Annotated in this window: 23 protein-coding genes; 9 read left to right on the forward strand and 14 right to left on the reverse strand. The window is 70.4% G+C overall.

Features of this window, described 5'->3' with window-relative positions:
• The 6 genes from atpD to ASF28_RS12210 form a co-directional block, all read right to left on the reverse strand.
• Positions 1–1,461: a F0F1 ATP synthase subunit beta gene (gene atpD / locus ASF28_RS12185; RefSeq protein ID WP_056092646.1), complete on the reverse strand. Its 1,461-nt coding sequence runs from the start codon at positions 1,459–1,461 to the stop codon at positions 1–3.
• Positions 1,462–1,506: 45 nt separating this feature from the next.
• The gene (locus ASF28_RS12190) at positions 1,507–2,382 is read right to left on the reverse strand and encodes a F0F1 ATP synthase subunit gamma (RefSeq protein WP_056092649.1); all 876 of its coding nucleotides are present in this window, start codon (positions 2,380–2,382) and stop codon (positions 1,507–1,509) included.
• Between the two features lie 112 nt (positions 2,383–2,494).
• Complete coding sequence (gene atpA, locus ASF28_RS12195; protein WP_056092651.1) at positions 2,495–4,024, reverse strand: F0F1 ATP synthase subunit alpha; 1,530 nt, start codon at positions 4,022–4,024, stop codon at positions 2,495–2,497.
• 68 nt (positions 4,025–4,092) lie between these two features.
• Positions 4,093–4,665 (reverse strand): F0F1 ATP synthase subunit delta, encoded by a 573-nt coding sequence (locus ASF28_RS12200; protein ID WP_056092655.1) that lies wholly within the window; start codon positions 4,663–4,665, stop codon positions 4,093–4,095.
• 299 nt (positions 4,666–4,964) lie between these two features.
• Positions 4,965–5,660: a DsbA family protein gene (locus tag ASF28_RS12205; protein ID WP_056092658.1), complete on the reverse strand. Its 696-nt coding sequence runs from the start codon at positions 5,658–5,660 to the stop codon at positions 4,965–4,967.
• A 66-nt stretch (positions 5,661–5,726) separates the two neighbouring features.
• Positions 5,727–6,356 (reverse strand): 2-hydroxychromene-2-carboxylate isomerase, encoded by a 630-nt coding sequence (locus ASF28_RS12210; RefSeq protein WP_056092660.1) that lies wholly within the window; start codon positions 6,354–6,356, stop codon positions 5,727–5,729.
• A gap of 185 nt (positions 6,357–6,541) precedes the next feature.
• Between ASF28_RS12210 and ASF28_RS12215 the strand changes: the two genes are divergently transcribed.
• Positions 6,542–7,783: an argininosuccinate synthase gene (locus tag ASF28_RS12215; RefSeq protein ID WP_056092663.1), complete on the forward strand. Its 1,242-nt coding sequence runs from the start codon at positions 6,542–6,544 to the stop codon at positions 7,781–7,783.
• Positions 7,784–7,838: 55 nt separating this feature from the next.
• Here ASF28_RS12215 and ASF28_RS12220 read toward each other — a convergent pair whose 3' ends face one another.
• From ASF28_RS12220 to mtgA, 4 genes are all read right to left on the reverse strand, one after another.
• Complete coding sequence (locus ASF28_RS12220) at positions 7,839–8,729, reverse strand: NAD(P)H-hydrate dehydratase (protein ID WP_056092666.1); 891 nt, start codon at positions 8,727–8,729, stop codon at positions 7,839–7,841.
• A complete protein-coding gene (locus ASF28_RS12225; protein WP_056092668.1) occupies positions 8,726–9,487 on the reverse strand; it encodes a histidine phosphatase family protein in 762 nt (253 codons plus the stop codon). Before ASF28_RS12225 ends, ASF28_RS12220 begins: the two co-directional genes overlap by 4 nt.
• Before the next feature lie 111 nt (positions 9,488–9,598).
• Positions 9,599–10,168 (reverse strand): hypothetical protein, encoded by a 570-nt coding sequence (locus ASF28_RS12230; RefSeq protein ID WP_056092671.1) that lies wholly within the window; start codon positions 10,166–10,168, stop codon positions 9,599–9,601.
• A 103-nt stretch (positions 10,169–10,271) separates the two neighbouring features.
• A complete protein-coding gene (gene mtgA, locus ASF28_RS12235) occupies positions 10,272–11,072 on the reverse strand; it encodes a monofunctional biosynthetic peptidoglycan transglycosylase (protein WP_056092672.1) in 801 nt (266 codons plus the stop codon).
• Here mtgA and ASF28_RS12240 point away from each other — a divergent pair.
• Complete coding sequence (locus ASF28_RS12240) at positions 11,071–12,033, forward strand: polyprenyl synthetase family protein (protein ID WP_056092676.1); 963 nt, start codon at positions 11,071–11,073, stop codon at positions 12,031–12,033. The two genes, mtgA and ASF28_RS12240, sit on opposite strands and share 2 nt — an antisense overlap.
• Before the next feature lie 50 nt (positions 12,034–12,083).
• Here ASF28_RS12240 and ASF28_RS12245 read toward each other — a convergent pair whose 3' ends face one another.
• Both ASF28_RS12245 and ASF28_RS12250 read right to left on the reverse strand, forming a co-directional pair.
• Positions 12,084–12,389, reverse strand: coding sequence for an addiction module antidote protein (locus ASF28_RS12245; RefSeq protein ID WP_056092679.1), 306 nt, complete (start codon positions 12,387–12,389; stop codon positions 12,084–12,086).
• A 12-nt stretch (positions 12,390–12,401) separates the two neighbouring features.
• Positions 12,402–12,692, reverse strand: coding sequence for a type II toxin-antitoxin system RelE/ParE family toxin (locus ASF28_RS12250; RefSeq protein ID WP_056092682.1), 291 nt, complete (start codon positions 12,690–12,692; stop codon positions 12,402–12,404).
• Positions 12,693–12,882: 190 nt separating this feature from the next.
• On the opposite strand from ASF28_RS12250, the gene leuB reads away from it, so the two are divergent.
• From leuB to ASF28_RS12280, 6 genes are all read left to right on the forward strand, one after another.
• Positions 12,883–13,992 (forward strand): 3-isopropylmalate dehydrogenase, encoded by a 1,110-nt coding sequence (gene leuB, locus ASF28_RS12255; RefSeq protein WP_056092685.1) that lies wholly within the window; start codon positions 12,883–12,885, stop codon positions 13,990–13,992.
• Positions 13,993–14,099: 107 nt separating this feature from the next.
• The gene (locus ASF28_RS12260; protein WP_056092688.1) at positions 14,100–15,272 is read left to right on the forward strand and encodes a transglycosylase SLT domain-containing protein; all 1,173 of its coding nucleotides are present in this window, start codon (positions 14,100–14,102) and stop codon (positions 15,270–15,272) included.
• A gap of 214 nt (positions 15,273–15,486) precedes the next feature.
• Complete coding sequence (locus ASF28_RS12265) at positions 15,487–16,032, forward strand: response regulator (protein ID WP_056094116.1); 546 nt, start codon at positions 15,487–15,489, stop codon at positions 16,030–16,032.
• Positions 16,033–16,127: 95 nt separating this feature from the next.
• The gene (locus tag ASF28_RS12270) at positions 16,128–17,048 is read left to right on the forward strand and encodes a transglutaminase family protein (protein WP_056092690.1); all 921 of its coding nucleotides are present in this window, start codon (positions 16,128–16,130) and stop codon (positions 17,046–17,048) included.
• 73 nt (positions 17,049–17,121) lie between these two features.
• The gene (locus tag ASF28_RS12275) at positions 17,122–17,928 is read left to right on the forward strand and encodes a transglutaminase-like domain-containing protein (RefSeq protein WP_056094119.1); all 807 of its coding nucleotides are present in this window, start codon (positions 17,122–17,124) and stop codon (positions 17,926–17,928) included.
• Between the two features lie 105 nt (positions 17,929–18,033).
• The gene (locus ASF28_RS12280; protein WP_056092693.1) at positions 18,034–18,687 is read left to right on the forward strand and encodes a L,D-transpeptidase; all 654 of its coding nucleotides are present in this window, start codon (positions 18,034–18,036) and stop codon (positions 18,685–18,687) included.
• Positions 18,688–18,780: 93 nt separating this feature from the next.
• Here ASF28_RS12280 and ASF28_RS12285 read toward each other — a convergent pair whose 3' ends face one another.
• Together ASF28_RS12285 and ASF28_RS12290 are read right to left on the reverse strand one after the other, a co-directional pair.
• A complete protein-coding gene (locus ASF28_RS12285) occupies positions 18,781–19,137 on the reverse strand; it encodes a hypothetical protein (RefSeq protein WP_056092696.1) in 357 nt (118 codons plus the stop codon).
• 239 nt (positions 19,138–19,376) lie between these two features.
• Positions 19,377–19,868, reverse strand: coding sequence for a phasin (locus ASF28_RS12290; protein ID WP_056094122.1), 492 nt, complete (start codon positions 19,866–19,868; stop codon positions 19,377–19,379).
• Between the two features lie 204 nt (positions 19,869–20,072).
• Here ASF28_RS12290 and ASF28_RS12295 point away from each other — a divergent pair, with 204 nt between their 5' ends.
• Positions 20,073–22,721 carry a PAS domain-containing sensor histidine kinase gene (locus tag ASF28_RS12295; protein ID WP_056092697.1) on the forward strand — a complete coding sequence of 883 codons (2,649 nt, stop codon included), beginning with the start codon at positions 20,073–20,075 and terminating at the stop codon, positions 22,719–22,721.
• The last annotated feature ends 113 nt before the right edge of the window (positions 22,722–22,834 follow it).

Below are 22,834 nucleotides of genomic sequence, written 5' to 3' on the forward strand. Positions count from 1 at the left end.
TCAGGCCGCCGCGGCGATCTTCTTGGCCTTCTCCTTGGCGTCCTCGATGGTGCCGACCATGTAGAACGCCGCCTCCGGCAGGTCGTCGTAGTCGCCGTTCACGAGGCCCTTGAAGCCCTTGATGGTGTCGGCCAGCGGGACCTGGATGCCCGGCGAGCCGGTGAAGATCTCGGCCACCGAGAACGGCTGCGAGAAGAAGCGCTCGATCTTGCGGGCGCGGGCGACGGTGAGCTTGTCCTCTTCCGAGAGCTCATCCATGCCCAGGATCGCGATGATGTCCTGCAGGGCCTTGTAGCGCTGCAGGGTCTGCTGGACCTGACGGGCGACGGCGTAGTGCTCCTCGCCGAGGACGGCGGGGTTGAGCATGCGCGAGGTCGAGTCGAGCGGGTCCACGGCCGGGTAGATGCCCTTCTCGGCGATGGAGCGCGACAGCACGGTGGTGGCGTCGAGGTGGGCGAACGAGGCGGCGGGCGCCGGATCGGTCAGATCGTCGGCCGGCACGTAGATGGCCTGCACCGAGGTGATCGAGCCCTTGGTGGTGGTGGTGATGCGCTCCTGCAGGGCGCCCATGTCGGTGGCGAGCGTCGGCTGGTAGCCCACGGCCGAGGGGATGCGGCCGAGAAGCGCGGACACTTCCGAGCCGGCCTGGGTGAAGCGGAAGATGTTGTCCACGAAGAACAGCACGTCCTGGCCCTGGTCGCGGAAATCCTCGGCGATGGTGAGGCCGGTCAGGGCGACGCGCGAGCGGGCGCCCGGCGACTCGTTCATCTGGCCGTAGACGAGGGCGCACTTGGAGCCTTCGGCCGAGCCGTTGTTCTCCTTGGGGTCCATGTTGACCTTGGACTCGATCATCTCGTGGTAGAGATCGTTGCCCTCGCGGGTGCGCTCACCGACGCCGGCGAACACCGAGTAGCCGGAGTGCACCTTGGCGATGTTGTTGATGAGCTCCATGATCAGCACGGTCTTGCCGACGCCGGCGCCGCCGAACAGGCCGATCTTGCCGCCCTTGGCGTAGGGGGCCAGAAGATCGACCACCTTGATGCCGGTGACGAGGATCTGCGACTCGGTGGACTGCTCGGCATAGGACGGCGCCGGCTGGTGGATGGCGCGCAGGGTCTCGGAGACGATAGGGCCGGCCTCGTCGATGGGCTCGCCGATGACGTTCATGATGCGGCCGAGGGTGTTGAAGCCCACGGGGACCTTGATGGCCTCGCCGGTGTCGGTGACTTCCTGGCCGCGCACGAGGCCTTCCGACGTGTCCATGGCGACGCAGCGCACGGTGCTCTCGCCGAGCTGCATGGCGACTTCGAGGACGAGGCGGTTGCCGTTGTTCTTGGTCTCGAGGGCGTTCAGGATCTCCGGCAGGTGGCCGTCGAAGTGAACATCGACCACGGGGCCGATGACCTGGGTGATGCGGCCGACCTTGTTGGAGCCGGCGCCGGGGGTAGCGGTGTTCGCCATGATACGGGTCCTTCGACGATGTTGCGGTCAGGGTGCCGGAGCGGCCTAGAGGGCCTCGGCGCCCGAGATGATTTCGATGAGTTCCTTGGTGATCATGGCCTGACGCGTGCGGTTGTAGATCTGCGTCTGCTTCTTGATCATCTCGCCGGCGTTGCGCGTGGCGGAGTCCATGGCACCCGTGCGGGCGCCCTGCTCGGAGGCGGCGTTCTCGAGGAGGGCCCGGAACACCTGCACCGTGAGATTGCGCGGCAGCAGGGTGTCGAGGATCGCCTCTTCGTTCGGCTCGAACTGCAGGGCGGCGTCGGGGGCGGTGGCGCCGGTCACGGGCAGTTCGGCCGGGATCAGCTTCTGGGCGGTGGGCACCTGCGCGATCACCGAGCGGAAACGCGAGTAGAACAGCGTCGCGACATCGAACTCGCCGGCCTCGAAGCGGGCGATGACGCTGTCGGCGATCTCGGCGGCGAACTCGTAATCCACCGGCCTGTTGCCGCGCAGGTCCCGGTTCTCGACGATCTGATCGCGGTACTGGCGGCGCAGGAGGTCGTAGCCCTTCTTGCCCACGGTGACGATCTTCACCGTCTTGCCCTCGGCGGTGAGCCGGCGGATGTGCTCGCGGGCCAGACGCACGATGGACGAATTGAAGCCGCCGCACAGGCCGCGATCGGCCGTGCAGACGATGAGCAGGTGGGTCTTCTCCGCGCCGGTGCCGGACAGGAGCTTCGGACCCTGGACGCCGCCGACGAGGTTCGCGGCGAGGTTGCCGAGCACCTGGGACATCTTCTCGGCGTAGGGACGCGCGCTCTCGGCGGCCATCTGGGCGCGCCGCAGCTTGGCGGCGGCGACCATCTGCATGGCCTTGGTGATCTTCTGCGTCCCCTTCACCGAAGCGATGCGGTTACGCAGATCCTTCAAACTCGCCATGGGTGTCTTCCAGATCCATCCGCTGCGGCTCGAAGAGGGCCCGGCCTTCCGGGCGCCTCGTTCACACTGACGTTCGGCCGGTCCGTGGGGACCGGCCGAGGGTCGTTCAGGCTCAAGCCAGCGACTTGGCCACGCCCTCGACGACGCCCTTGAGCGTCTTGGCGCTGTCGTCCGACAGATCCTTCGAGTCGCGGATCTTGGTCAGCAGGTCGGCGTGCTTGGTGCGCAGGGTCGACAGCAGGGCGTCCTCGAACGGACGGACCTTCGAGACCGGCAGGGCGTCGAGGTAGCCGTTGACGCCGGCATAGATCACCGCGACCTGCTCTTCCATCTTCAGCGGCGAGAACTGCGGCTGCTTCAGGAGCTCGGTGAGGCGCGAGCCGCGGTTCAGGAGCTTCTGGGTCGAGGCGTCGAGGTCCGAGCCGAACTGGGCGAACGCCGCCATCTCGCGGTACTGGGCGAGCTCGCCCTTGATCTTGCCGGCGACCTTCTTCATCGCCTTCGTCTGGGCCGAGGAGCCCACGCGGGAGACCGAGAGGCCGACGTTCACGGCCGGGCGGATGCCCTGGTAGAACAGGTCGGTCTCGAGGAAGATCTGGCCGTCGGTGATGGAGATCACGTTGGTGGGGATGTAGGCCGAGACGTCGTTGGCCTGGGTCTCGATGACCGGGAGCGCGGTCAGCGAGCCATTGCCGGCGGCGTCGCCCATCTTGGCGGCGCGCTCGAGCAGGCGCGAGTGCAGGTAGAACACGTCGCCGGGATAGGCCTCGCGGCCCGGGGGGCGGCGCAGGAGCAGGGACATCTGGCGGTAGGCCACGGCCTGCTTGGAGAGATCGTCGTACACGATCACGGCGTGCATGCCGTTATCGCGAAAATACTCGCCCATGGCGCAGCCGGCGAACGGCGCGATGAACTGCATCGGCGCCGCGTCCGAGGCGGTGGCGGCGATGACGATGGAGTATTCGAGGGCGCCGTTGTCTTCCAGGGACTTCACGAACTGCGCCACGGTGGAGCGCTTCTGGCCGATGGCAACGTAGACGCAGTAGAGCTTGGCGTTCTCGTCGGTGCCGGCATGGGCCGGCTTCTGGTTCAGGATCGTGTCGAGGGCGATGGCGGTCTTGCCGGTCTGGCGATCGCCGATGATGAGCTCGCGCTGGCCGCGGCCGACGGGGATCAGGGCGTCGATGGCCTTGAGGCCCGTGGCCATCGGCTCGTGGACCGATTTCCGCGGGATGATGCCGGGGGCCTTCACGTCGACGCGGCGACGCTCGGTGGTGGCGATGGGTCCCTTGCCGTCGATGGGGTTGCCGAGGGCGTCGACGACGCGGCCGAGCAGCGCCTTGCCGACGGGCACGTCGACGATGGCGCCGGTGCGCTTGACGGTCTGGCCTTCCTTGATGTCGCGATCGGACCCGAAGATCACGATGCCGACGTTGTCCTGCTCGAGGTTGAGGGCCATGCCGCGCACGCCCGACTCGAACTCGACCATCTCGCCGGCCTGGACGCTATCGAGGCCGTAGGCGCGGGCGATGCCGTCACCCACGGACAGGACCTGGCCCACCTCGGAGACTTCGGCTTCCTGGCCGAAATTCTTGATCTGATCCTTCAGGATCGCGGAGATCTCGGCGGCGCGGATGTCCATCGTCGGGCCTCTTGTCGTTGTCGTTAGGAATGGGTCTGGGACGGGAGCGGAGGAACCCTGGCGGGGTCCTACCGGGCTTCCCGCATGGCAAGGCGAATACCGTTGAGCTTGGTCCGCAGGGACGCGTCGACCATGCGGCTGCCGATCTTGACGACGAGGCCGCCGATCAGGCTCGGGTCGATCCGGAGGTCGAGGTCGATCTCGGCGCGGGCGACGTCGCGCAGGCTGGCCTTGATCTCCTCGATCACCGCATCGGAGGGACGCTCGGCGACGCTGACCTCGGCGCGCACGATGCCCTTCGAGTCCCGCACCAGGACGCGGAAGGCGCGGATCATGTCCGGCAGGGCGAACAGGCGGCGGTTGGCGGCGGCGAGGCGAATGAAGTTGGCGCCGAGACCCGTGATCTCCGCCTTGTCGAGGATCGCCCCGATGGCGGCCTCCTGCTCGGCGCCGGAGAAGACCGGGCTGCGCACGAGGCGGCGCAGATCCGCGCTCTCGTTGAGCAGGGCGCCGAAGCGCTCCAGGCTCTCCGCCACGCCATCGACGGCGCGCTCGTCGCGTGCCAGCTCGAACAAGGCCGACGCGTAGCGCGCCGCCACGCCTGCAACCGGGGAAGCCGCCTCGGAACCGTTCTGCGCCACGCGCCGCTCTCTCTTCAATCCGGCCCTAGGGTTCCGGCCGCCGTGTACCGTGTCCGGCGCAGGCGTGCGAAACCGTCAGGATTGGGAACGTGCCGGTCTGCGCGGGTCATGGAAAAACCCGCCCTTCCGGCGCGGCGAGGGCCTAGCATGCGGGTTGTGGGGGCGCAAGACGAACGGCCACGCTGGCGGGGGACGGCGGGAGGGCGCAGCGCGGCCCGGACGGGGACGCGCCGGCTTGTGCAGTGCGGCGGAACGCGACGGCATCGGTCGCGCCAAACGGTGGCGAAGGTGAGGCGGGTTCAGCAGGCGATCCGGTCGCAGCGCCGCGTGGCGGCGATCATCCGGGCCAGGGACTTGGCGCCGGGATGGCCGAGGAGTCCGGTGTTGCCGAGCACGTAGGACGGGGTCGCGGCCAGCCCGAGATCGGCCGCCATCCGCATCTGCGCCTTGAGGGCGAGGCGGACCTCCTCGCTGTCGCCGATGGCCTCCAGCTCGGCCGACGGCACGCCGAGCTTGGCCGCCGCCTTCAGGGCCCCGGTCCCGTCGATGGTGCCGCGCCCGGCCAGCAGGGTCCTGTACAAGCTCCAGGCGGCGGCCGAGCCGAGCTTGCGCTGGACGGCCAGGGCCACCTTGGCGGCCTGGGCCGATTGCGGCGACAGGATCGGATTGTTGACGAGGCCGATCCGCAGGGTCGGGTCGCTTTCGGCGAGCGACACCATGTCGGAGGCGGCTTTGCGACAGTACGGGCAATTGTAGTCGAAGAACTCGTACAGGGTCGTCTCGGCCTCGGCCGGTCCGACATAGGTCACACCCTTCAGCCCCGGGATCTCGCCGACGATCTCGCCCGGCAGACGGGTGTTGGCCACGGGCCGACCCTCGTCGCTGTCGACCTTGTAGGCCTGGCCGTAGCCCTGGGCGGAGGCCCGGCCGGCCCCGAGGAGGCCGAGGCCGAGGCCGGCGGTGGAGGCGAGGAAGTGCCGGCGGTCGAAGCGCATGGGGTGGCCCGGGAGCGAGGAACGATCGGCCCGGTTTCTAGTCCCGATCGGCCCGGGACGAAACGTCTACTCGCGCATCGCTCCGGGCCGGTCGCCCGCAGCCCAGGCCAGGGCCTGTTCCAGGCGGTCGTTGCCCCAGAACAATTCGCCGTCGCCGGTGAGGAAGGTGGGTGCGCCGAAGATGCCGCGCGAGCGCGCCTCCTCGCCGTTGACGCGCAGGCGCCCCTTGTTCGATTCGGCCGCCGCCTGCTTCAGGATGATCGTCCCGTCGAGGCCGAGGCCGTTGAGGAGCGACACCACGGCGGGCGGTTCGGCGATGGACTGTCCGCGGGCGAACGCCGCCTCGTAGACCGCCTTGGAGAACGGCACGAGCCAGTCGTGGTCCATGCCGTAGGTGGCGGCCCGCGTGGCGCTGAGGCTGTTCTGCGGGAACGGATCGGGGCGCGTCACCGACGGCAGGCCGAGGCGCGCGGCCTCGCGCTCGACGTCGCGCCACATGTGGCGGCCCTTGGCCGGGTAGAGGTTGAACGGCGACGAATTCCAGCCCTGCGCGGCGAAGATCGGGCCGACGAGGAACGGGCGCCAGCGCACCTCGACCCCGGCCGCATCCGCCAGGGCCTCGATCCGCATGGCCGCGAGGTAGGAGTAGGTGGACGCGAACTCGTACCAGAATTCGAGGGTCGGCCGGCGCGGCATACGTCGAAACTCCGGATTTGGTGAGGGGACGAGCTTCGCCCGTCACGGTGGTTCCAGCAAGGCCGCGGGAGCCGTGTCCACCGGGAGCGAACGCGCCCGCGGCACGACGGTTGCACCGATCGGCGGTCCGCTGATAAGCCGCGACCAGCCCCTTCCGATACCCGTTCCAACCCGAAGCGAGTCCGATGACCGACGCGAATCCGAAGCCCGTCAACAAGGTCGTGCTCGCCTATTCGGGCGGCCTCGACACCTCGATCATCCTCAAGTGGCTTCAGACCACCTACGGCTGCGAGGTCATCACCTTCACGGCCGATCTCGGCCAGGGCGAGGAGCTGGAGCCGGCGCGGGCCAAGGCCGAGCTTCTCGGGATCAAGCCCGAGAACATCTTCATCGAGGACCTGCGCGAGGAATTCGTGCGGGACTACGTCTTCCCGATGTTCCGCGCCAACGCCGTCTACGAGGGCGTCTACCTCCTCGGCACCTCCATCGCCCGGCCGCTCATCGCCAAGAAGCAGATCGAGATCGCCGAGCGCCTCGGCGCCGATGCCGTCTGTCACGGCGCCACCGGCAAGGGCAACGACCAGGTCCGGTTCGAGCTCGGCTACTACGCCCTCAAGCCCGACGTCACGGTGATCGCCCCGTGGCGGGAATGGGACCTGAAGAGCCGCGAGCAGCTCATCGCCTTCGCCGAGCAGCACCAGATCCCCATCGCCAAGGACAAGCGCGGCGAGAGCCCGTTCTCCGTCGACGCGAACCTCCTGCACGCCTCCTCCGAGGGCAAGGTGCTGGAGGACCCCGCCGACGAGGTGCCCGAGTACGTGTTTTCGCGCACCCTCTCGCCCGAGGAAGCGCCCGACACGCCGACCATCGTCACCATCGGCTTCGAGAAGGGCGACGCTGTCTCCATCGACGGCGAGACGCTGTCGCCCGCGACCCTGCTGGCCAAGCTCAACCAGCTCGGCCACGACAACGGCATCGGCCGCCTCGACCTCGTCGAGAACCGCTTCGTCGGCATGAAGAGCCGCGGCATGTACGAGACGCCGGGCGGCACCATCCTGCTGCCGGCCCACCGCGCCATCGAGTCGATCACCCTGGACCGGGGCGCGGCGCACCTGAAGGACCAGATCATGCCGCAATACGCGGAGCTGATCTACAACGGCTTCTGGTTCAGCCCCGAGCGCGAGATGCTCCAGGCCCTCATCGACAAGAGCCAGGAGATGGTCACCGGCGAGGTCCGGCTGAAGCTCTACAAGGGCGGCATCCACGTCATCGGCCGCACCAGCCCGAACTCCCTCTACGACCAGGACCTCGTCACCTTCGAGGAGGGCGCCGTCGCCTACGACCACCGCGACGCGGCGGGCTTCATCAAGCTCAATGCGCTCCGCCTGCGCACCCTGGCCCAGCGCAAGAAGAAGCTCGGCGCGTAAGGCCCCCGCGCGTCGGGTCCCCGCCCCGGGCGGGGACCCGTCCGCGAAGAGCCGGCTAAGCCGATGCGGTTTTGGCGAAGGTCCGCAGGATCTGCGGGACCTCGCCGGAGATCTCGCGCGCCAGGAAGCCCACCGGCCCGACCGAGGCGGCGAGGCGGGCCCCCGCCTCGCCGTGCAGGTAGACGCCCCACAGCGCGGCCATGAACGGGTCGGCACCCCGCGCCAGGATGCCGGCGACGATGCCCGCGAGGGCGTCGCCGGACCCGGAGGTGGCGAGGCCGACCCCGCCGCCGCCATAGTTCCAGCACGTGCCGTCCGGGGCCACGATCCAGCTCTCGGCGCCTTTCATGATCACCACGGCCCGCAGCCGCTCCGCCGCATGGCGCGCCGCCCGCAGGGGGTCTGCCTCGACGGCATCCCGCCCCCAGCCGAGCAGTTGCGCCATCTCGCCGGCATGGGGCGTGATGATGGGAGGCCGGCCGAGGGCGCGCACGATCTCGGGGTCGAGGCCGCAGATCGCCCCGGCATCGAGGACGTAGGCGGTGTCCGGCCGATCCGAGAGGAGTGCGCAGGCCAGGATCGTGGTGTTCGGGCAGGTGTTCATCCCGGGGCCGACGAGGACGGCGTCGCAAGGCTCGGCCGCCTCGACGACCCTGGCGGCGGACGGGTGCGGATCGATCTCCCCGGCCTCGGTCTCGGGCAGTCCGATCACCATCGCCTCCGGCACGGCCAGCGCCATCGCCGTGGCGACGCTGCGGACGGAGGCGATCTTGAGCTTGCCCGCGCCGGCCCGCAGGGCCGCGATGCCGGCGAGGAACACCGCACCCGGCACCTCGGCACAGCCGCCGAGGACGAGGACGCTGCCGCGGTCGTCCTTGCTGCCCGCCTCGGGCGTCGACAGCGGAAGCTCCCGCAGCCGCTCCGCCGTGAGCCGGGTCCCGGTCATCGAGCATCCTCCTTCGAGAACTCGGCGGTGACGGGCGCGCCGGCCTGCTCCATCGGCGCCACGAAGTTGTAGCGCTCGAGGGCGAGTCGCCCGGTGGAACCGGCCTCCGCCGCGAATCCGTACTCGGTGACCGAGCAGTTCAGGACGTCGCCCTCGGCATCGATCCCCAGGATCTCCGCCTCGGTCATGTTCTCGAGGAGGTAGCGCAGGCAGAGCACGACGACCTGATGGGCGACGATGAGGACGCGCTTCTCGCCGTGATGCAGGGAGACGGTGTCCATGGCCCCGCGAAGGCGCAGGATCACGTCGCACCAGCTCTCGCCGCAGGTGGGGCGATAGTAGAACTTGCCCAGGCGCGCGCGCAGCTGCGCCTGCTCGGGATGGAATTCCTCGATGCCGGTGCGGGTCAGGCGATCGAGGAGCCCGAGCTCCTTCTCGCGCAGCCGCTCGTCGACGAAATCCCGGGACGCGTCGCCGGCGACGCCCCCGGCGTCCCGGATGCCGGTCACGGTCTGCCGGGCCCGCGCGTAGGGGGAGGTCAGGACGACGTTCGGGCGCTCGGAGTCCGGCATGGCTGCGAACCAGCGTCCGAGGGCCGTGGCCTGCTGCCGGCCGCGATCGCTCAAGGGGACGTCCACATCGCGCTCCGCGATGTCGATCCGCGTCAGGCCCGCATCGACGGCCGCATCGCGGGCCACGTTGCCGGCGCTCTCGCCGTGGCGGACGATCCAGATCCGGCTCGGCCAGCGTTGCATCATCCGTCACATCCCCGGCACGATCGGGCGCACCACCGCACGATTCCCCTCGCTAACGTCCGTGCCGACCGGACGTTCGTGGCTGCGTCCTTTCCGCCGGGCCCGGCCGCGGGGTCAGACCGGTCGCCAGCCCTCGGCGGCGCGGCGGAACGCGCCGGGGCCGAGGTCGGCGTAGCGCAGGAAGATCTGGAGGGCCGGCTGCATCTCGTGGTGCTGCTCCGGCAGGCCGGTGCGCGCACCGTAGGGCGCATCGGCATCGACGGCCGGCACGTCGCGGCTCGCATCCCAGCGGATCGCGAGGCCGCGGACCAGGGCGATGTGCTCCGCCGTGACGTCGAAGGTGACGTGCTCGGGCGTCTCGCCGGTGGCGTCGTCGCGAAACACGTCGCCGACATCCGACGAATCGAGCTTGGCCAGGGTGTTGTGGTAGGCGTAGCGCCCCGGCTTCAGGACGGCGTTGGCGCAGAACACCGCCAGGCCGTCGCCGAGCGCCCGGTGCTCCTCGTCCGCCCCGTCGTCGTCGCCGGTGACGTTGAAGATGTCGCCGTCCCGGTCGGTGCTGCCGTAGGGCGCGTCCGGGTGGACGATGGGGGCGCCGGCGCCCTCCCGGTTCCAGGCCACCACCATCCGGCGGATCAGCGCGATGCGCTCCAGGGTGAGTTCGAAGGTGTTCGCGTCGGCCAACGTGCTGTCCGTCCCTGATGCGGCCCTTGGCGATCGGGCCGGGTCCTCGGTTTCGAACGGCTCTATGACACGACTTCCCCTCCGGCGACACGGGGGCCGGAGGCTACCGCTTGAGGCAGCCCATCAGGCCGCCGACCCCGTTCATCCGCGCCTGGATGCGGGCGGCCTGGGCCCGCACCCCGCGTGACGGCAGGGCCGGATTGCGCAGGATCGGGTTGGGCAGCACGGCGGCGAGCAACGCCGCCTCCCCGCGCGTCAGGTCGCGGGCGGGCTTGCCGAACCAGCGCTGCGCGGCGGTCTCGGCCCCGAACACCCCCTCCCCCCACTCGGCGACGTTGAGGTAAACCTCCAGCATCCGGCGCTTGCCCCACAGGGCGTCCGTCGCCAGGGCCAGGGGGATTTCCAGGCCCTTGCGCAGGACCGAGCGGCCCGGCCACAGGAACACGTTCTTCACCGTCTGCATCGAGATCGTCGAGGCGCCCCGGCTCGGGCCCTCCTCGTCGTCGACCACGTCCCGCAGGGCGCCCCAATCGACGCCGGCATGCAGGCAGAAGCGCTGGTCCTCCGAGGCGATCACCGCCTGGACGAGGTGGGGCGAGATCGCCGCCAGGGCCACGGACTGCCGGTCCACGGGCTTCAAGACCGCCCACCGCCCGAGCATCAGGGTTGAGGGCGGGGTCACCGCGCTATAGACGAGCGCCATGGCGAGCAGGAACCCCAGGGCGAGGGCGGGCAGCAGCAGGACGAGGCCGACGATCCGGCGCAGGCTCCGGCCGCGCGCCGGCCGTGCGGCCGCCTGCGGCGACCGGCGGCGCAGGGGCTGTTCGGCTCGCTCCGCCTCGTCCTGAATTCGAACCTCCCGCACTCGCGCCACGTTCCCACTTCCGAAGGCCCGCCCGACCATGACGTCAACGCAAGGTTCTCACGCTTCGGTCAAGGCGGATGCCCCGGTCGACGCGTTTTCCCACAGGCTCGCCACGGTGGCCGACGCCGTCGAGGCCTGGCTCGCCGACCGCCTGACCGCCGAGACGCAAGCCGGCGAGATCACCCGGCCCGTGCGGCTCATGGAGGCCATGCGCCACGCCGTGCTGGGTGGCGGCAAGCGCCTGCGGCCGTTCCTCGCCGTCGAGACCGCCCGCATGCTCGGCGGGCCCGAGGCCGGCGCCCTCGCCGCCGGCTCGGCCATCGAGCTCGTGCACTGCTACTCCCTCGTCCACGACGACATGCCGGCCATGGACGACGACGACCTGCGCCGCGGCAAGCCCACCGTCCACAAGGCCTACGACGAGGCCACCGCCATCCTGGTCGGCGATGCGCTCCAGACCCTGGCCTTCGAGGTGCTGGCCGATTCGGCGTGGCAGCCCGACCCCGCCATCCGCGCCGACCTCGTGCTCGGCCTCGCCAAGGCCTCGGGCCTCGGCGGCATGGTCGGCGGCCAGCTCCTCGACCTCGGGGCGGAGGGGCGCTTCGGCCCGGTCTCCCTCACCGTCGACGACACCCTCCGGCTCCAGGCCATGAAGACCGGCGCGATCCTGGCGTTCTCGGTGGAAGCCGGCGCCATCGTCGGCGGCGCGACGCCGGACCAGCGCCGCGCGCTCCTGCGCTACGGCCACGCCCTCGGTCAGGCCTTCCAGATCGCCGACGACATCCTCGACCGCGAAGCCTCGGCGGAAGCCATGGGCAAGGCCACGGGCAAGGACAAGGACGCCGGCAAGGCCACCCTCGTCGACCGCCTCGGCCTCGACGGCGCGCGCGCCGAGTGCGACCGGCTGGTGGGCGTCTGCGAGGACGCCGTCTCGGCCTGGGGTGACAGGGCGCAGATCCTTAGGGATGCGGCGCGGTTCACCGTGGCGCGGAAGGTCTGAGTTCAACCGTGCCCCGCCCATCGGTGTCTGGGCCGGTGGGTGGCGGCCGCTTAGGGCTGCCCGGCGTCCGCGAGGGTTCCGGCGCGGGCGAACAGCCGGATATTCATGGCTTTCAGGACACGCAGGGCGGTGTCGAGGCTCGGGTTCCCGTCATCGGACAACGCCCGGTAGAGGCTTTCGCGGGAGAGTCCGGCCTCCCGCGCGATCTGCGTCATGCCACAGGCCCGCGCCGCAACGCCGAGAGCGGTCCGAAACAGGGCGGCATCGCCGTCTTCGATGGCGGCTGACAGATATTCCGCTACGGCTTCCTTCGTATCGAGATAGTCCGCCGAGTCGTAGGGCTGCGTCTCGCTCATGCCGGTATCTCCTCAAACGGTGCTCGCCAGGGCCTTCGCGCGGCGGATGTCCCGTTCCTGGCCGCCCTTGTCGCCTCCGCACAGCAGCATGATCCAAAGATCGCCGCGACGGACGAAGTAGACGCGGTAGCCGGGCCCGACATCGATCCGCAACTCGCTGACGCCTTCGCCGACGGGCCTCACGTCACCGGGATTCCCCAGCATCAGCCGATCGATCCGCAGCGCGATCCGCGCTTTCGCCCGGATATCGCGCAGATGCCTGAGCCACTGGTCGAACTCGGGCGTTCGTCGAACATCTACCATGCATGTGGCCCATGGGCTACGATTTGCAGCGACCTTCAGAAGCGGATCGCCACAGGAGACATTCGTTTTTGGGTTGAACCGGGCTCGATGATGCAACCCCTGTTTTTATGCCGTGCGTCACGCGCTTGCCAATGCCCCGATGGTCTGGATACAGCCCCGCGATACGGTTTGGCCCAAGCGAGTGCATCCCATGACCAGCTACAAGCTCCTCCTCCTGCCCGGCGACGGCATCGGCCCCGAGGTGATGGCGCAGGTCGAGACGGTGATCGGCTTTCTCGGCCAGGCCGGCATCGCGGCGTTCGAGACCGAGCACGACCTCGTCGGCGGCTGCGCCATCGACGCCCACGGGGTGGCGCTCACCGACGCGGCCCTGGCCCGGGCCGACGCCGCCGACGCCGTGCTCCTGGGCGCGGTGGGCGGTCCGAAATGGGCCGAGGTCGCCTACGAGATCCGCCCCGAATCGGGCCTGCTGCGCCTGCGCAAGGATCTCGGCCTGTTCGCCAACCTGCGCCCGGCCATCTGCTACCCGGCGCTGGCCGACGCCTCCGCCCTCAAGCGCGAGCTCGTCGAGGGCCTCGACATCATGATCGTGCGCGAGCTCACGGGCGGCGTCTATTTCGGCGAGCCGAAGGAGATCACCACCCTCCCCGACGGTTCGAAGCGCGCCGTCGACACCCAGGTCTACACCACGGGGGAGATCGAGCGCATCGCCCACGTCGCCTTCGATCTGGCGCGCAAGCGCTCGGGCCGGGTCGCCTCGGCCGAGAAGCACAACGTCATGAAGTCCGGCGTCCTGTGGAAGGAGGTTGTCACCCGCGTCCACCAGACCGATTACGCCGACATGGCCCTGGAGCACGTGCTCGCCGACAATTGCGCCATGCAGCTCGTGCGCCGCCCCAAGCAGTACGACGTGCTCGTGACCGACAACCTGTTCGGCGACGTGCTCTCCGACGTGGCGGCCATGCTCACCGGGTCCCTCGGGATGCTGCCGTCGGCGTCCCTCGGCGCCGTCGATGCCAAGGGCTCGCGAAAAGCCCTCTACGAGCCCGTGCACGGTTCGGCCCCGGACATCGCTGGGCGCGACCTCGCCAACCCGCTCGCCATGATCGGGTCCCTGGCCATGGCCCTGCGCTACTCGTTCGGCCTCGGCGAGGCCGCCGATCTCCTCGACGGCGCCATCACGGATGCCCTCGCGAGTGGGGCCCGCACCCGCGACATCGCCGCCGAGGGAACGCAGGCCCTCGGCACCGCCGGCATGGGCGACGCCGTCGTGGCCGCCCTCCGGGCCCGCATCGGCTGAGGAAAAGTCCGGCGCCACGGCTTCGCCACGGGCGGGGCCGTGTTGTCGCCACATCTGTCAAGTTAATCCGTCCCCGGAGTTACCAGCCGCGGGGACGAGAAGAGCACATGCAGGGTCGCACGGTCGGATCGTCACGGACTGCCCTCGCCACCGGCCCCGTCAGGGGTCCCCTGCGCGGGCGATCGACCGCGAACGCGACGTTTCCGGCCTCGGACGCCCTCACCCTCGGGGGCCGGGTCGGCCGCGAGCACGGCAGCCGCACCGCCCTCATCCGCTCCGTCCTGTCGGTGACCCTGCTCGCCGGCGGCCTGAGTGTCGCCCTGCTCAACGGCGTCGGTCCGAACGGGTCCGGCCTCGGCGGCGTGGTGCAGTCGGCCCAGGCGATGACCACCGTCGCCATGCCCCGGCCCCGGGTCCAGGTCGGTCCCCCCGCGATTCTCGGCGCGCCCGCCAGCGTCCTGACGGCGTCGGCGGCCTTCGCGCCCATCCACGACCTCGACACCGAACTCGGCTCCAACGCCGTCGACCGGGTGTCCTACGACTTCCTCATCACCGAAAGCGCGGTGGGCGACCCCAACGACGTCCTCGAATTCGGTCCGATGAAGATCCGGCGCCACCTGGTGCAGAAGATCGTCCGCGCCGCCCAGGCCGTGCAGACCGACCCCGTCCTGCTCATGGCGGTGGCCGACAAGGAATCGAGCTTCAAGACCGAGGTCCAGGCGCAGACCTCCTCGGCCACGGGCCTGTTCCAGTTCATCGAGCGGACCTGGCTCGGGGTGGTGCGCGATTTCGGTCCCAAGCACGGGCTGACCCAGGACGCCGCCCTCGTGGTGACGGGCGACAACGGACGCCCCGCCGTCGCCGACCCCGCCGAGCGCACCCGCATCCTCGAACTGCGCCGCGACCCCTACCTCTCCGCCCTCATGGCCGGCGAGATGCTCAAGCGCGACGCCGCCCGCATCGCCCTGCGCATCGGCCGCGACCTGTCCCTGGGGGAGGTCTACCTCGCCCACTTCCTCGGACCGGACGATGCCGAGGAATTCCTCGCCACCGTCGCCGACAAGCCCAAGGCCGCCGCCGCCCAGATGCTGCCGGGACCGGCGCGGGCCAACAAGACCATCTTCTTCGCCGCCCAGCGCGGCCGCCGCAAGGCGACCAGCCTCTCCGTCGCCCAGGTCCACGAGAAGTTCGAGGCGATGATGAGCGCACGCGGCGCCCGCTACCGCGATGTCCGCTCCGTGGCCGGAATCATGGCCTACGCGGACGCCTCGGCCGAGTGATCCCCGGGATCGGCGGACATCCGAGGATCGGATTTTCTGGCAACTGAGGGCGCCGTCCCGGCTTTACTGTCCGGGAGCCCGATGTCCGGGCCCCCCCAGACACCAACGCCGGAGGCTTCGCTTGGCCGATCCTGAGGTCCCTATCAACGGCTCGCCGCGTTCGCTCACGCCCGTGGGACGCCGTCCCGGTTCCGCCGAAACCCTGAATCCCAGCCTGTCCCTCGATCGGATCGGACAGGCCCTGGCCTCGTTCTACGACGACCTCATCGCCGAGGGCGTGCCCGAGCATCTGGCCGCCCTCGTGCGGCAGGTGCGCCAGCCCGAGCGGCAGGAACGCCGGCCCGAGCCCGTGCCCCCCGCCGGCCCCGTCGCCGCCAAGTCCGGCAAGCTCGCCCTCGTGGTGGAGGACGACGCGGCCACCCGCGCCCTGGCCGAGGCCCTGCTCGAGGAAACCGAGCTCGGCGTGGTCGGGTGCGACAGCGCCGAGGCGGCCATCGCGATCATGCGCGAGCGCGGTGGCGACGTCTCCCTCGTCTTCGCCGACGTGCATCTCGCCGGCGTGATGGACGGCGTCCAGCTCGCGTCCGCCATCGCCCTCCTGTGGCCGACGACCCGCCTCGTCGTGACATCCGGCCAGCGGACCCAGCGCCCCGGGGCCCTTGCGCCGCAGGCGGTGTTCATTCCCAAGCCCTGGCGCCCCCTGGACCTCCTCGGCGAGGCGGAACGCGCTCGCACCGAGCCGCAGCCGGTCCTGCGTTGACGACGTCGTATTTTGCAGCGCACCATCTCGCCTGGGCGCACCTCTTGCATTAATCGGAAACGAGACCGCGCTGTCCGGCGCGGCGGAGCCGATCCGTGCCGATCCTGTCCGTCCGCCACATGACCACCTACCGCTACCGTCAGCCCGTGGGCTTCGGCGAGCACCGGATCATGTTCCGGCCGCGGGACAGCTACGACCAGCGCCTCATCGCGGCGGCCCTCAAGATCACGCCCGAGCCGGTCTCCCTGCGCTGGATGCACGACGTGTTCGGCAATTGCGTCGCCGTGGCTGCCTTCCAGGGCCGGGCCTCCACCCTCGTCTTCGACTGCAGCATCACCCTCGACCACACGCCCGAACTGGCGCCGGACTTTCCCCTGGCGCCGCACGCGGCCCTCTATCCGTTCGGCTACGGTGCCGACGACATCGCCGATCTCAGCCGCTCCATGGAGCGCCAGCACCCCGACCCGCGCAACGAGGTCGATGCCTGGGCCCGCGGCTTCGTCCCCTCCACGGGACGGATCGCGACCCAGGAGCTCCTCGCGGAGATGACCCGCAGCGTGCGGCGCAACTTCGCCTACCTCGCCCGCCAGGAGAAGGGCGTGCAGGACCCCGTCACCACCCTGCGGCTCAAGCGCGGCAGCTGCCGCGACTTCGCCGTGCTGATGATCGAGGCGGTGCGGGCCCTCGGCATGGCGGCCCGGTTCGTCTCGGGCTACCTCTACAACCCGCGCGGCGACCGTGAGCGCCATGTCGGAGGCGGCTCCACCCATGCCTGGGTCCAGGTCTACCTGCCGGGGGCCGGCTGGATCGAGTTCGACCCGACCAACGGCATCGTCGGCAACCGCGACCTCATCCGCGTCGCCGTCGCCCGCGACCCGCGCCAGGCGGTCCCCCTGCACGGCTCCTTCTTCGGATTTCCCGCCGACGACCTCGGCATGACGGTCAGCGTCGCCGTCGACGAGGTCGAGCCGAGCGCCAGCGACGCCCGGGTTCCTGATCCCATGCTCGCGCGTTGACGGTCCGATTACTGCATTCCCCCGATCGTTTCCGGGGCACGGCATTCCAGGTTCGAGAGATCAGGTGAGCATCATGAAGATCAGGACTGGGTTCGACATCGCCTTCGAATCGGTTCAGCCGACACCCATGATCCTGGCGCTGAGCGTGCATCCCTCGCGGATGCCCGATCTGCTCACGCCGCACATGATCACCTTCGACCCGCCGATCCCGTCGCAGGAGTACCGCGACGTGTTCGACAACATCCTCACGCGCATCGTGACGCCGGTGGGCCGGCTGACCATCTCGGCCGATTTCATCGTGCAGGATTCCGGGCAGCCCGACGTCTACGCGCCCTACGCCCAGCAGATCGAGGTCCAGAACTTGCCGGCGGACGTCCTCGTCTACCTCCTCGGCAGCCGGTACTGCGACACCGACAAGCTGTCCGAGACCGCCTGGTCCCTGTTCGGCGGGACGCCCATGGGCTGGGGCCGGGTGCAGGCCATCGTCGACTACGTCCACGAGCGCATCCGCTTCGACTACATGTGCGCCGATGCCACCCGGACGGCCTGGGACGGCTTCATGCAGCGCCAGGGCGTGTGCCGCGACTTCGCGCATCTCGCCGTCGCCTTCTGCCGGTGCATGAACATCCCGGCGCGCTACTGCACCGGCTACCTCGGTGATATCGGCATCCCGCCCGTCCCCGACCCGATGGATTTCTCGGCGTGGTTCGAGGTCTATCTCGACGGCGGCTGGTACACGTTCGACGCGCGCCACAACACGCCGCGCATCGGCCGCATCGTCATGGCCCGGGGCCGGGACGCCACGGACGTCGCGATCACCACGAACTTCGGGTACGCCCACCTCGCCCGCTTCGACGTGCACACCGACGAGGTGTTCTGACCGGGCCCGACCCGCGGGGAAACGAAATCTTCAGGGCCTCGTGGAACCGGCGGCCTACGCCTACGCTTGTATAGCAAAGGTTACGCTTCAGGTAAGGCATCCACGATGAAGACCTTCGCCTCCGCCCTCGCGGGCATTCTCAGCGTCTGTGTTCTGTCCAGCGGTCCGGTGCTGGCAAACCCCTACGATCCCTTCGGCACCGAGGCCGGCGACGACTATTACGCCGACCCGGCCTACGGCCAGACCGGCGCCAGCCCCTACGGCTACCAGGGCACCGTCGGCCAGGGCGTGCAGGCCGCCCCCCAGGCGCAGGTCGCCCCGATCCCGCGCGAGATCGTGGATTTCCGCGGCGACTACAAGCCCGGAACCATCGTGGTCTCCACGGCCGAGCGGCGTCTATACTTCGTGATGCCGAACGGCGAGGCCATTCGCTACGGCGTCGGCGTCGGCCGTCCCGGCTTCACCTGGTCGGGCACCAAGACCGTGACGGCCAAGAAGGAGTGGCCGTCGTGGACCCCGCCGGCCGCGATGATCGCCCGCCGTCCCGACCTGCCGCGCTACATGGCCGGCGGCGTCGAGAACCCCCTCGGGGCCCGCGCCATGTACATCGGCAGCACCGAGTACCGCATCCACGGTTCGAACGAGCCGGACACCATCGGGCAGGCCGTGTCATCGGGCTGCATCCGGATGACCAACGAGGACGTGACTGACCTGTACGAGCGCGTCCGTGTCGGTGCCAAGGTCGTCGTGCTGAACTGATCTTTTCGGATCTGGGAACCACCCGTCCGGAAACGAAAGAGCCGCCCCGTCTTCCGACGGGGCGGCTCTTTCGCGTTCGCCGTGGCGGTGGCCCTACGGGACCACCCGGCCGACGGCGGTCTGCGGGGCGCTGAACGAGGCGATGGGCATGTCGCAGAAGCAGCGGACCCCGAGGGGGCGCGGTCCCGGCAGCGGGCACGAATACGGCTTGAAGCCGGTGAGGCCCGACTGGACGGCATCGCAGTTGAGACCCGTGGCAGCGCGGCGCGGGGCCGGGCGGGCGTAGGGATCGCCGTAGGCGCGCCGTGGCGGCGGCCCGCGATCGTCGTAGTAGCGGCGCGGCGGCGGCCGGTCGTAGCCGTCGTCGTAGTACTGCGCGCTGGCGCCCTGGGAGCCGAGCGCTGCCGCCAGGGCCGCGACCATCACGCTGATTCGATAGGCAGGTCGCATGGGATACGCGCTCCTCGATCCATCCGGTCCGTCTCGGGCGGGACGCCCGACTGGGCGCAACCGTTAAAGCATCGCCCCGGGAAGTGGAATCCGGTTGCCGCGGGGCCGGCGCGAAAACCCGTGGCCGGAACGGTCCGGGGCGGGACCCGCGCTCCGCGCTTCGCGTCGCATTCCGACATGGAACGGCCCGCCCCGCCGGAGGCGGAACGGGCCGTCGGGACGGTTCGAAAGCCGGGCGTTCAGTTGTTGCCGGCGTTGCGCATGGCCTGCTCGGTGTCGGCACCGGCCTTGCGTGCGGCCTCGGCGCCCTGCTCCATGGCCTTGCGGGCATGCTCGGCCGATTCCTGCATGACGCCCTTGGCCTTCTCGGCGCTCTGCTGCATCGCCGTCTGGGCGAGGCCACCGAACTCCTTGGCCTGGGCCTGGATCGCCGCGAACTGGCTGCGGACGAACTCGGCCTGGTGCTGCATGGCCTCCTGGAGGTCGCGCGAGCGGACGAGCTTCTGGGCGAGATCGAAGGCCGCCGTCACGTTCTGCTCGGCGAACTCGAAGCCGCGGGCGGACACGTCGTGCGCGCTGGTCCGGGCGGTCTCGGCCGAACCCTGAACGGTGTCGGCGGTGCGGCGTGCCGCGCCGATGAACGAGTCGAAGGCCTTGCGCGCCTGGTCGACGCTCTTTTCGGCGAAGTCGCGCATCTCGGCGGGGACTTCATAATTCGGGGTGCTGGTCATCATCCTCTCCTCTTGGACTACTTGTTGATCGTTCGTTGTGCGCTGCACAATAACACACTGTCCGCCCTATGCCACCCTGTGCGGGTGCGTTAAGATTGACAACAGGTAAACGTGTGGCGCCGCCGATTGATGTCCACTCCCCACCCAGCCGGGGGTAAAGAGAAAACATCCTCTCCATAGGCCAGCCACGTGAACTGGGTGCGAATGTTCGAAAACGGGGTCGAAGGGCCGGGCCTGAGGGACGATGCGGCGCTGGACGCGATGGTGCGGGGCCTGGACGGCGATCCGCGCCTCGGCCCGTTCCTGCGCGGGCCCGATCGCGCCCTGATCATCCTCGACGGGACCGGTACGCGCCTCGTCCACGCCTCGCGGGCGGCCGCCCCCGTGGCCCGCGCCATCGCGGGGGCGGATGGCGCCGTCGCCGCCGGCCTTCGCCTCGACGCGCAGATCCGGGCGACGGCGCAGCCCACCCTCGCGCGAATCCGCTTCGATCGCCGCGGCCTCGCCACGCCGACGACCTGCTTCGTCGTGCGGGCACCGGTCTCCGACGGTCGCGTGGTCCTGGTCCTGGTCCTGACGGAGCCTGCCCCGCGCCTTCGCCCTGTTGAATCCGTCGGGACCGTGCCGGTGCCTGCGCCGGCGGAAGGGGCCGTGGACCGGTCGGACGTCCACGACGCGGCCGCCGGACCCGGCGCCGTTCCGCGGTTCACCTGGCAGACCGATGCGGCCGGAATCCTGGTGCGGCTCGGCGGCCCGGCGGGGGCGCTCCTGCGCGGTGCGCTCCTCGGGCGGTCCTGGGCCGCCCTGTCGCGGGCCGGCATCGCCCGCGACGCCGAGGGGCTGATCGCGGTCCTCGACGCCCACCGGACCTTCCGCGCGATCCCCCTCGGCATCCGCCTCGACGACCCGGACCGGATCGTCGATCTCGACCTGTCCGGCGTTCCCCTCGCGCCCGCCGGGCAGGCGATGCGCGGGTTTGCCGGCTTCGGCGTCGTGCGCCGCGCCGATCCCGTGAGCGTCTCCGAAGCCTCATCTCCTGAAGCTTCCTCTCCCGAAACGTTGCTAGAGCTCGGGTCCCACGAAGCGCTTCCCCCGGCGGCGGTCGCGGATTTGCTCCCCCGGGATCGTTCCGACCCCGAGGGGGTGCCGACGCTACCGGAGCCGGAGGTCGACGCGTCCCTGACGACGCACGAGCACGCGGCATTCCGCGAGATCGCCCGTGCCCTCGGCGCGCGCTTCGCCGGCGACGAGTCCGCCGAGTCGCCCGAGGATGAGCGCGGGACGTCGGGCGGCGCCGTGATGCCGTTTCCCGGGCCGCCGCCAAGGCCGCCGGAACCGCCTGCACCCGAAGCTTTCGCGCCCGAACCTCCTGCGCCGGAGGCGGCCCTGGTCGCCACCCTGGAGCGCCTGCCCACCGGCGTTCTGGTCTACCGCGGCGCGGACGTCCTGTTCGCCAACCGGACCCTCCTCGACCTTGCGGGGTTCGCGGACCTCGACGCCCTCGCGGCGGCCGGGGGCATCGCCCACCTGTTCCAGGGCCTGCCGCCCCACGAGCGGACCGCGAGCGATGCGCCGGCGATCCTCACCACGCGGGAGGGTGACCGTCGCGGCGTCGACCTCCAGCGATCCGACATCGACTGGTGCGGCCGTCCGGCCGAGATCCTCCTCGCACGCGACGCGGTGGCGGACGAGCCGGCCCGCGCGCTGACGGCGGAGCGGATCGCACGGGATTTCGCCGCGCATCGCGCCCACGACGCCATCGGCATCCTCGATGCCCTCGACGAGGGGGTCGTCACCCTCGACGGCAGCGCCCGCATCCTCGGCCTCAACCGCGCCGCCGCCGCGCTGTTCGGCGCCGATCCGCGCGAAGTGGTGGGTGAGAGTCTCCTGAGCCTGTTCGCCCCCGAGAGCACCGTCGATGTCCTGGCCGTGGCCCACGGCGTGCCGCAGGGCGCGGCACGCGACGTGATCGCCCGCGGGCCCGATGGCCCCCTCCCCCTCCGGCTCGACGTCCGGGCCGTGCCGGGCACGGCCGAGCCCCGTCTCTGCGCGATCCTCCGGCCCGTTCCGGCGAAGGACGCCGCAACGACGGACGATCCGCGGGCGTCCGATCCCGACGCCCTGCGCCGCGCCGAGACGGCGAGCGCCCGGAAATCCGAGTTCCTCACCCGGATCAGCCACGCCATCCGCACGCCGATGAGCGGCATCCTCGGGTTCACCGACCTGATGCTGACGGAGCCGTTCGGTCCGCTGGGCAGCGAGCGCTACCGTGACTACCTCGACGACATTCGAACGTCCGGGGCGGAGGTCGTCGGCCTCATCGACGACCTCATCGATCTCGCGCGGATCGAGGCCGGGCGCCTCGATCTCGACTTCACCGAGATTCCCCTGAACGAGCTCGTCTCGCGCTGCGTCGCCCAGATGCAGCCGGAGGCCGCCCGCGAGCGCATCGTGGTCCGCACCAGCTTCTCCGCCGACCTCGCGCCCCTCGTCGCCGACGAGCGCTCCCTGCGGCAGGCCGCCCTCACCGTCATCGCCAATGCGATCCGCTTCACCGAAGCCGGCGGTCAGGTCATCGTCTCCACCACCATGGCGGACCGGGGCGAGATCGCCCTCAGGGTGCGCGACACCGGCATCGGACTGTCCCCCGACGAGGTCGACGCCCTGCTGGAGCCGTACCGCGCCGCCGCGGTGCAGGGACCGCGCCCCGGCGGCGGCACCGGCCTCGGCCTGCCCATCATCAAGGCCCTGGTGGAGGCCAACCACGGCGAGTTCCGGATCACCAGCCGCAAGGACGAGGGCACCCTGGTGGAGATGCTGTTTCCGGCGGCCCAGGCCAGCCGGCGCGCCTGACCGGGCGAACGACCGGGGCGGTGCGCGACCCGTCGAACCGGGCGGGCCCCATGCTGCAGACCGTCTCCACCCGCTTCTTCCCGGGCCGTGCCCCGGACGGCGAGCCCCGACGG

It is taken from the genome of Methylobacterium sp. Leaf99 (assembly GCF_001422375.1).
Classification (GTDB): domain Bacteria; phylum Pseudomonadota; class Alphaproteobacteria; order Rhizobiales; family Beijerinckiaceae; genus Methylobacterium.

What these genes read in the sequence shown, in the direction of transcription:
- ASF28_RS12260 (WP_056092688.1), top strand. Translation starts at nt 14,100, where the DNA reads ATGCAGGGTCGCACGGTCGGATCGTCACGGACTGCCCTCGCCACCGGC.
- ASF28_RS12240 (WP_056092676.1), top strand. Translation starts at nt 11,071, where the DNA reads ATGACGTCAACGCAAGGTTCTCACGCTTCGGTCAAGGCGGATGCCCCG.
- ASF28_RS12225 (WP_056092668.1), bottom strand. Translation starts at nt 9,487, where the DNA reads ATGATGCAACGCTGGCCGAGCCGGATCTGGATCGTCCGCCACGGCGAG.
- mtgA (WP_056092672.1), bottom strand. Translation starts at nt 11,072, where the DNA reads ATGGTCGGGCGGGCCTTCGGAAGTGGGAACGTGGCGCGAGTGCGGGAG.
- ASF28_RS12250 (WP_056092682.1), bottom strand. Translation starts at nt 12,692, where the DNA reads ATGGTAGATGTTCGACGAACGCCCGAGTTCGACCAGTGGCTCAGGCAT.
- ASF28_RS12245 (WP_056092679.1), bottom strand. Translation starts at nt 12,389, where the DNA reads ATGAGCGAGACGCAGCCCTACGACTCGGCGGACTATCTCGATACGAAG.
- ASF28_RS12275 (WP_056094119.1), top strand. Translation starts at nt 17,122, where the DNA reads ATGAAGATCAGGACTGGGTTCGACATCGCCTTCGAATCGGTTCAGCCG.
- ASF28_RS12220 (WP_056092666.1), bottom strand. Translation starts at nt 8,729, where the DNA reads ATGACCGGGACCCGGCTCACGGCGGAGCGGCTGCGGGAGCTTCCGCTG.
- atpA (WP_056092651.1), bottom strand. Translation starts at nt 4,024, where the DNA reads ATGGACATCCGCGCCGCCGAGATCTCCGCGATCCTGAAGGATCAGATC.
- leuB (WP_056092685.1), top strand. Translation starts at nt 12,883, where the DNA reads ATGACCAGCTACAAGCTCCTCCTCCTGCCCGGCGACGGCATCGGCCCC.
- atpD (WP_056092646.1), bottom strand. Translation starts at nt 1,461, where the DNA reads ATGGCGAACACCGCTACCCCCGGCGCCGGCTCCAACAAGGTCGGCCGC.
- ASF28_RS12295 (WP_056092697.1), top strand. Translation starts at nt 20,073, where the DNA reads ATGTTCGAAAACGGGGTCGAAGGGCCGGGCCTGAGGGACGATGCGGCG.
- ASF28_RS12290 (WP_056094122.1), bottom strand. Translation starts at nt 19,868, where the DNA reads ATGACCAGCACCCCGAATTATGAAGTCCCCGCCGAGATGCGCGACTTC.
- ASF28_RS12280 (WP_056092693.1), top strand. Translation starts at nt 18,034, where the DNA reads ATGAAGACCTTCGCCTCCGCCCTCGCGGGCATTCTCAGCGTCTGTGTT.
- ASF28_RS12210 (WP_056092660.1), bottom strand. Translation starts at nt 6,356, where the DNA reads ATGCCGCGCCGGCCGACCCTCGAATTCTGGTACGAGTTCGCGTCCACC.
- ASF28_RS12190 (WP_056092649.1), bottom strand. Translation starts at nt 2,382, where the DNA reads ATGGCGAGTTTGAAGGATCTGCGTAACCGCATCGCTTCGGTGAAGGGG.
- ASF28_RS12205 (WP_056092658.1), bottom strand. Translation starts at nt 5,660, where the DNA reads ATGCGCTTCGACCGCCGGCACTTCCTCGCCTCCACCGCCGGCCTCGGC.
- ASF28_RS12215 (WP_056092663.1), top strand. Translation starts at nt 6,542, where the DNA reads ATGACCGACGCGAATCCGAAGCCCGTCAACAAGGTCGTGCTCGCCTAT.
- ASF28_RS12285 (WP_056092696.1), bottom strand. Translation starts at nt 19,137, where the DNA reads ATGCGACCTGCCTATCGAATCAGCGTGATGGTCGCGGCCCTGGCGGCA.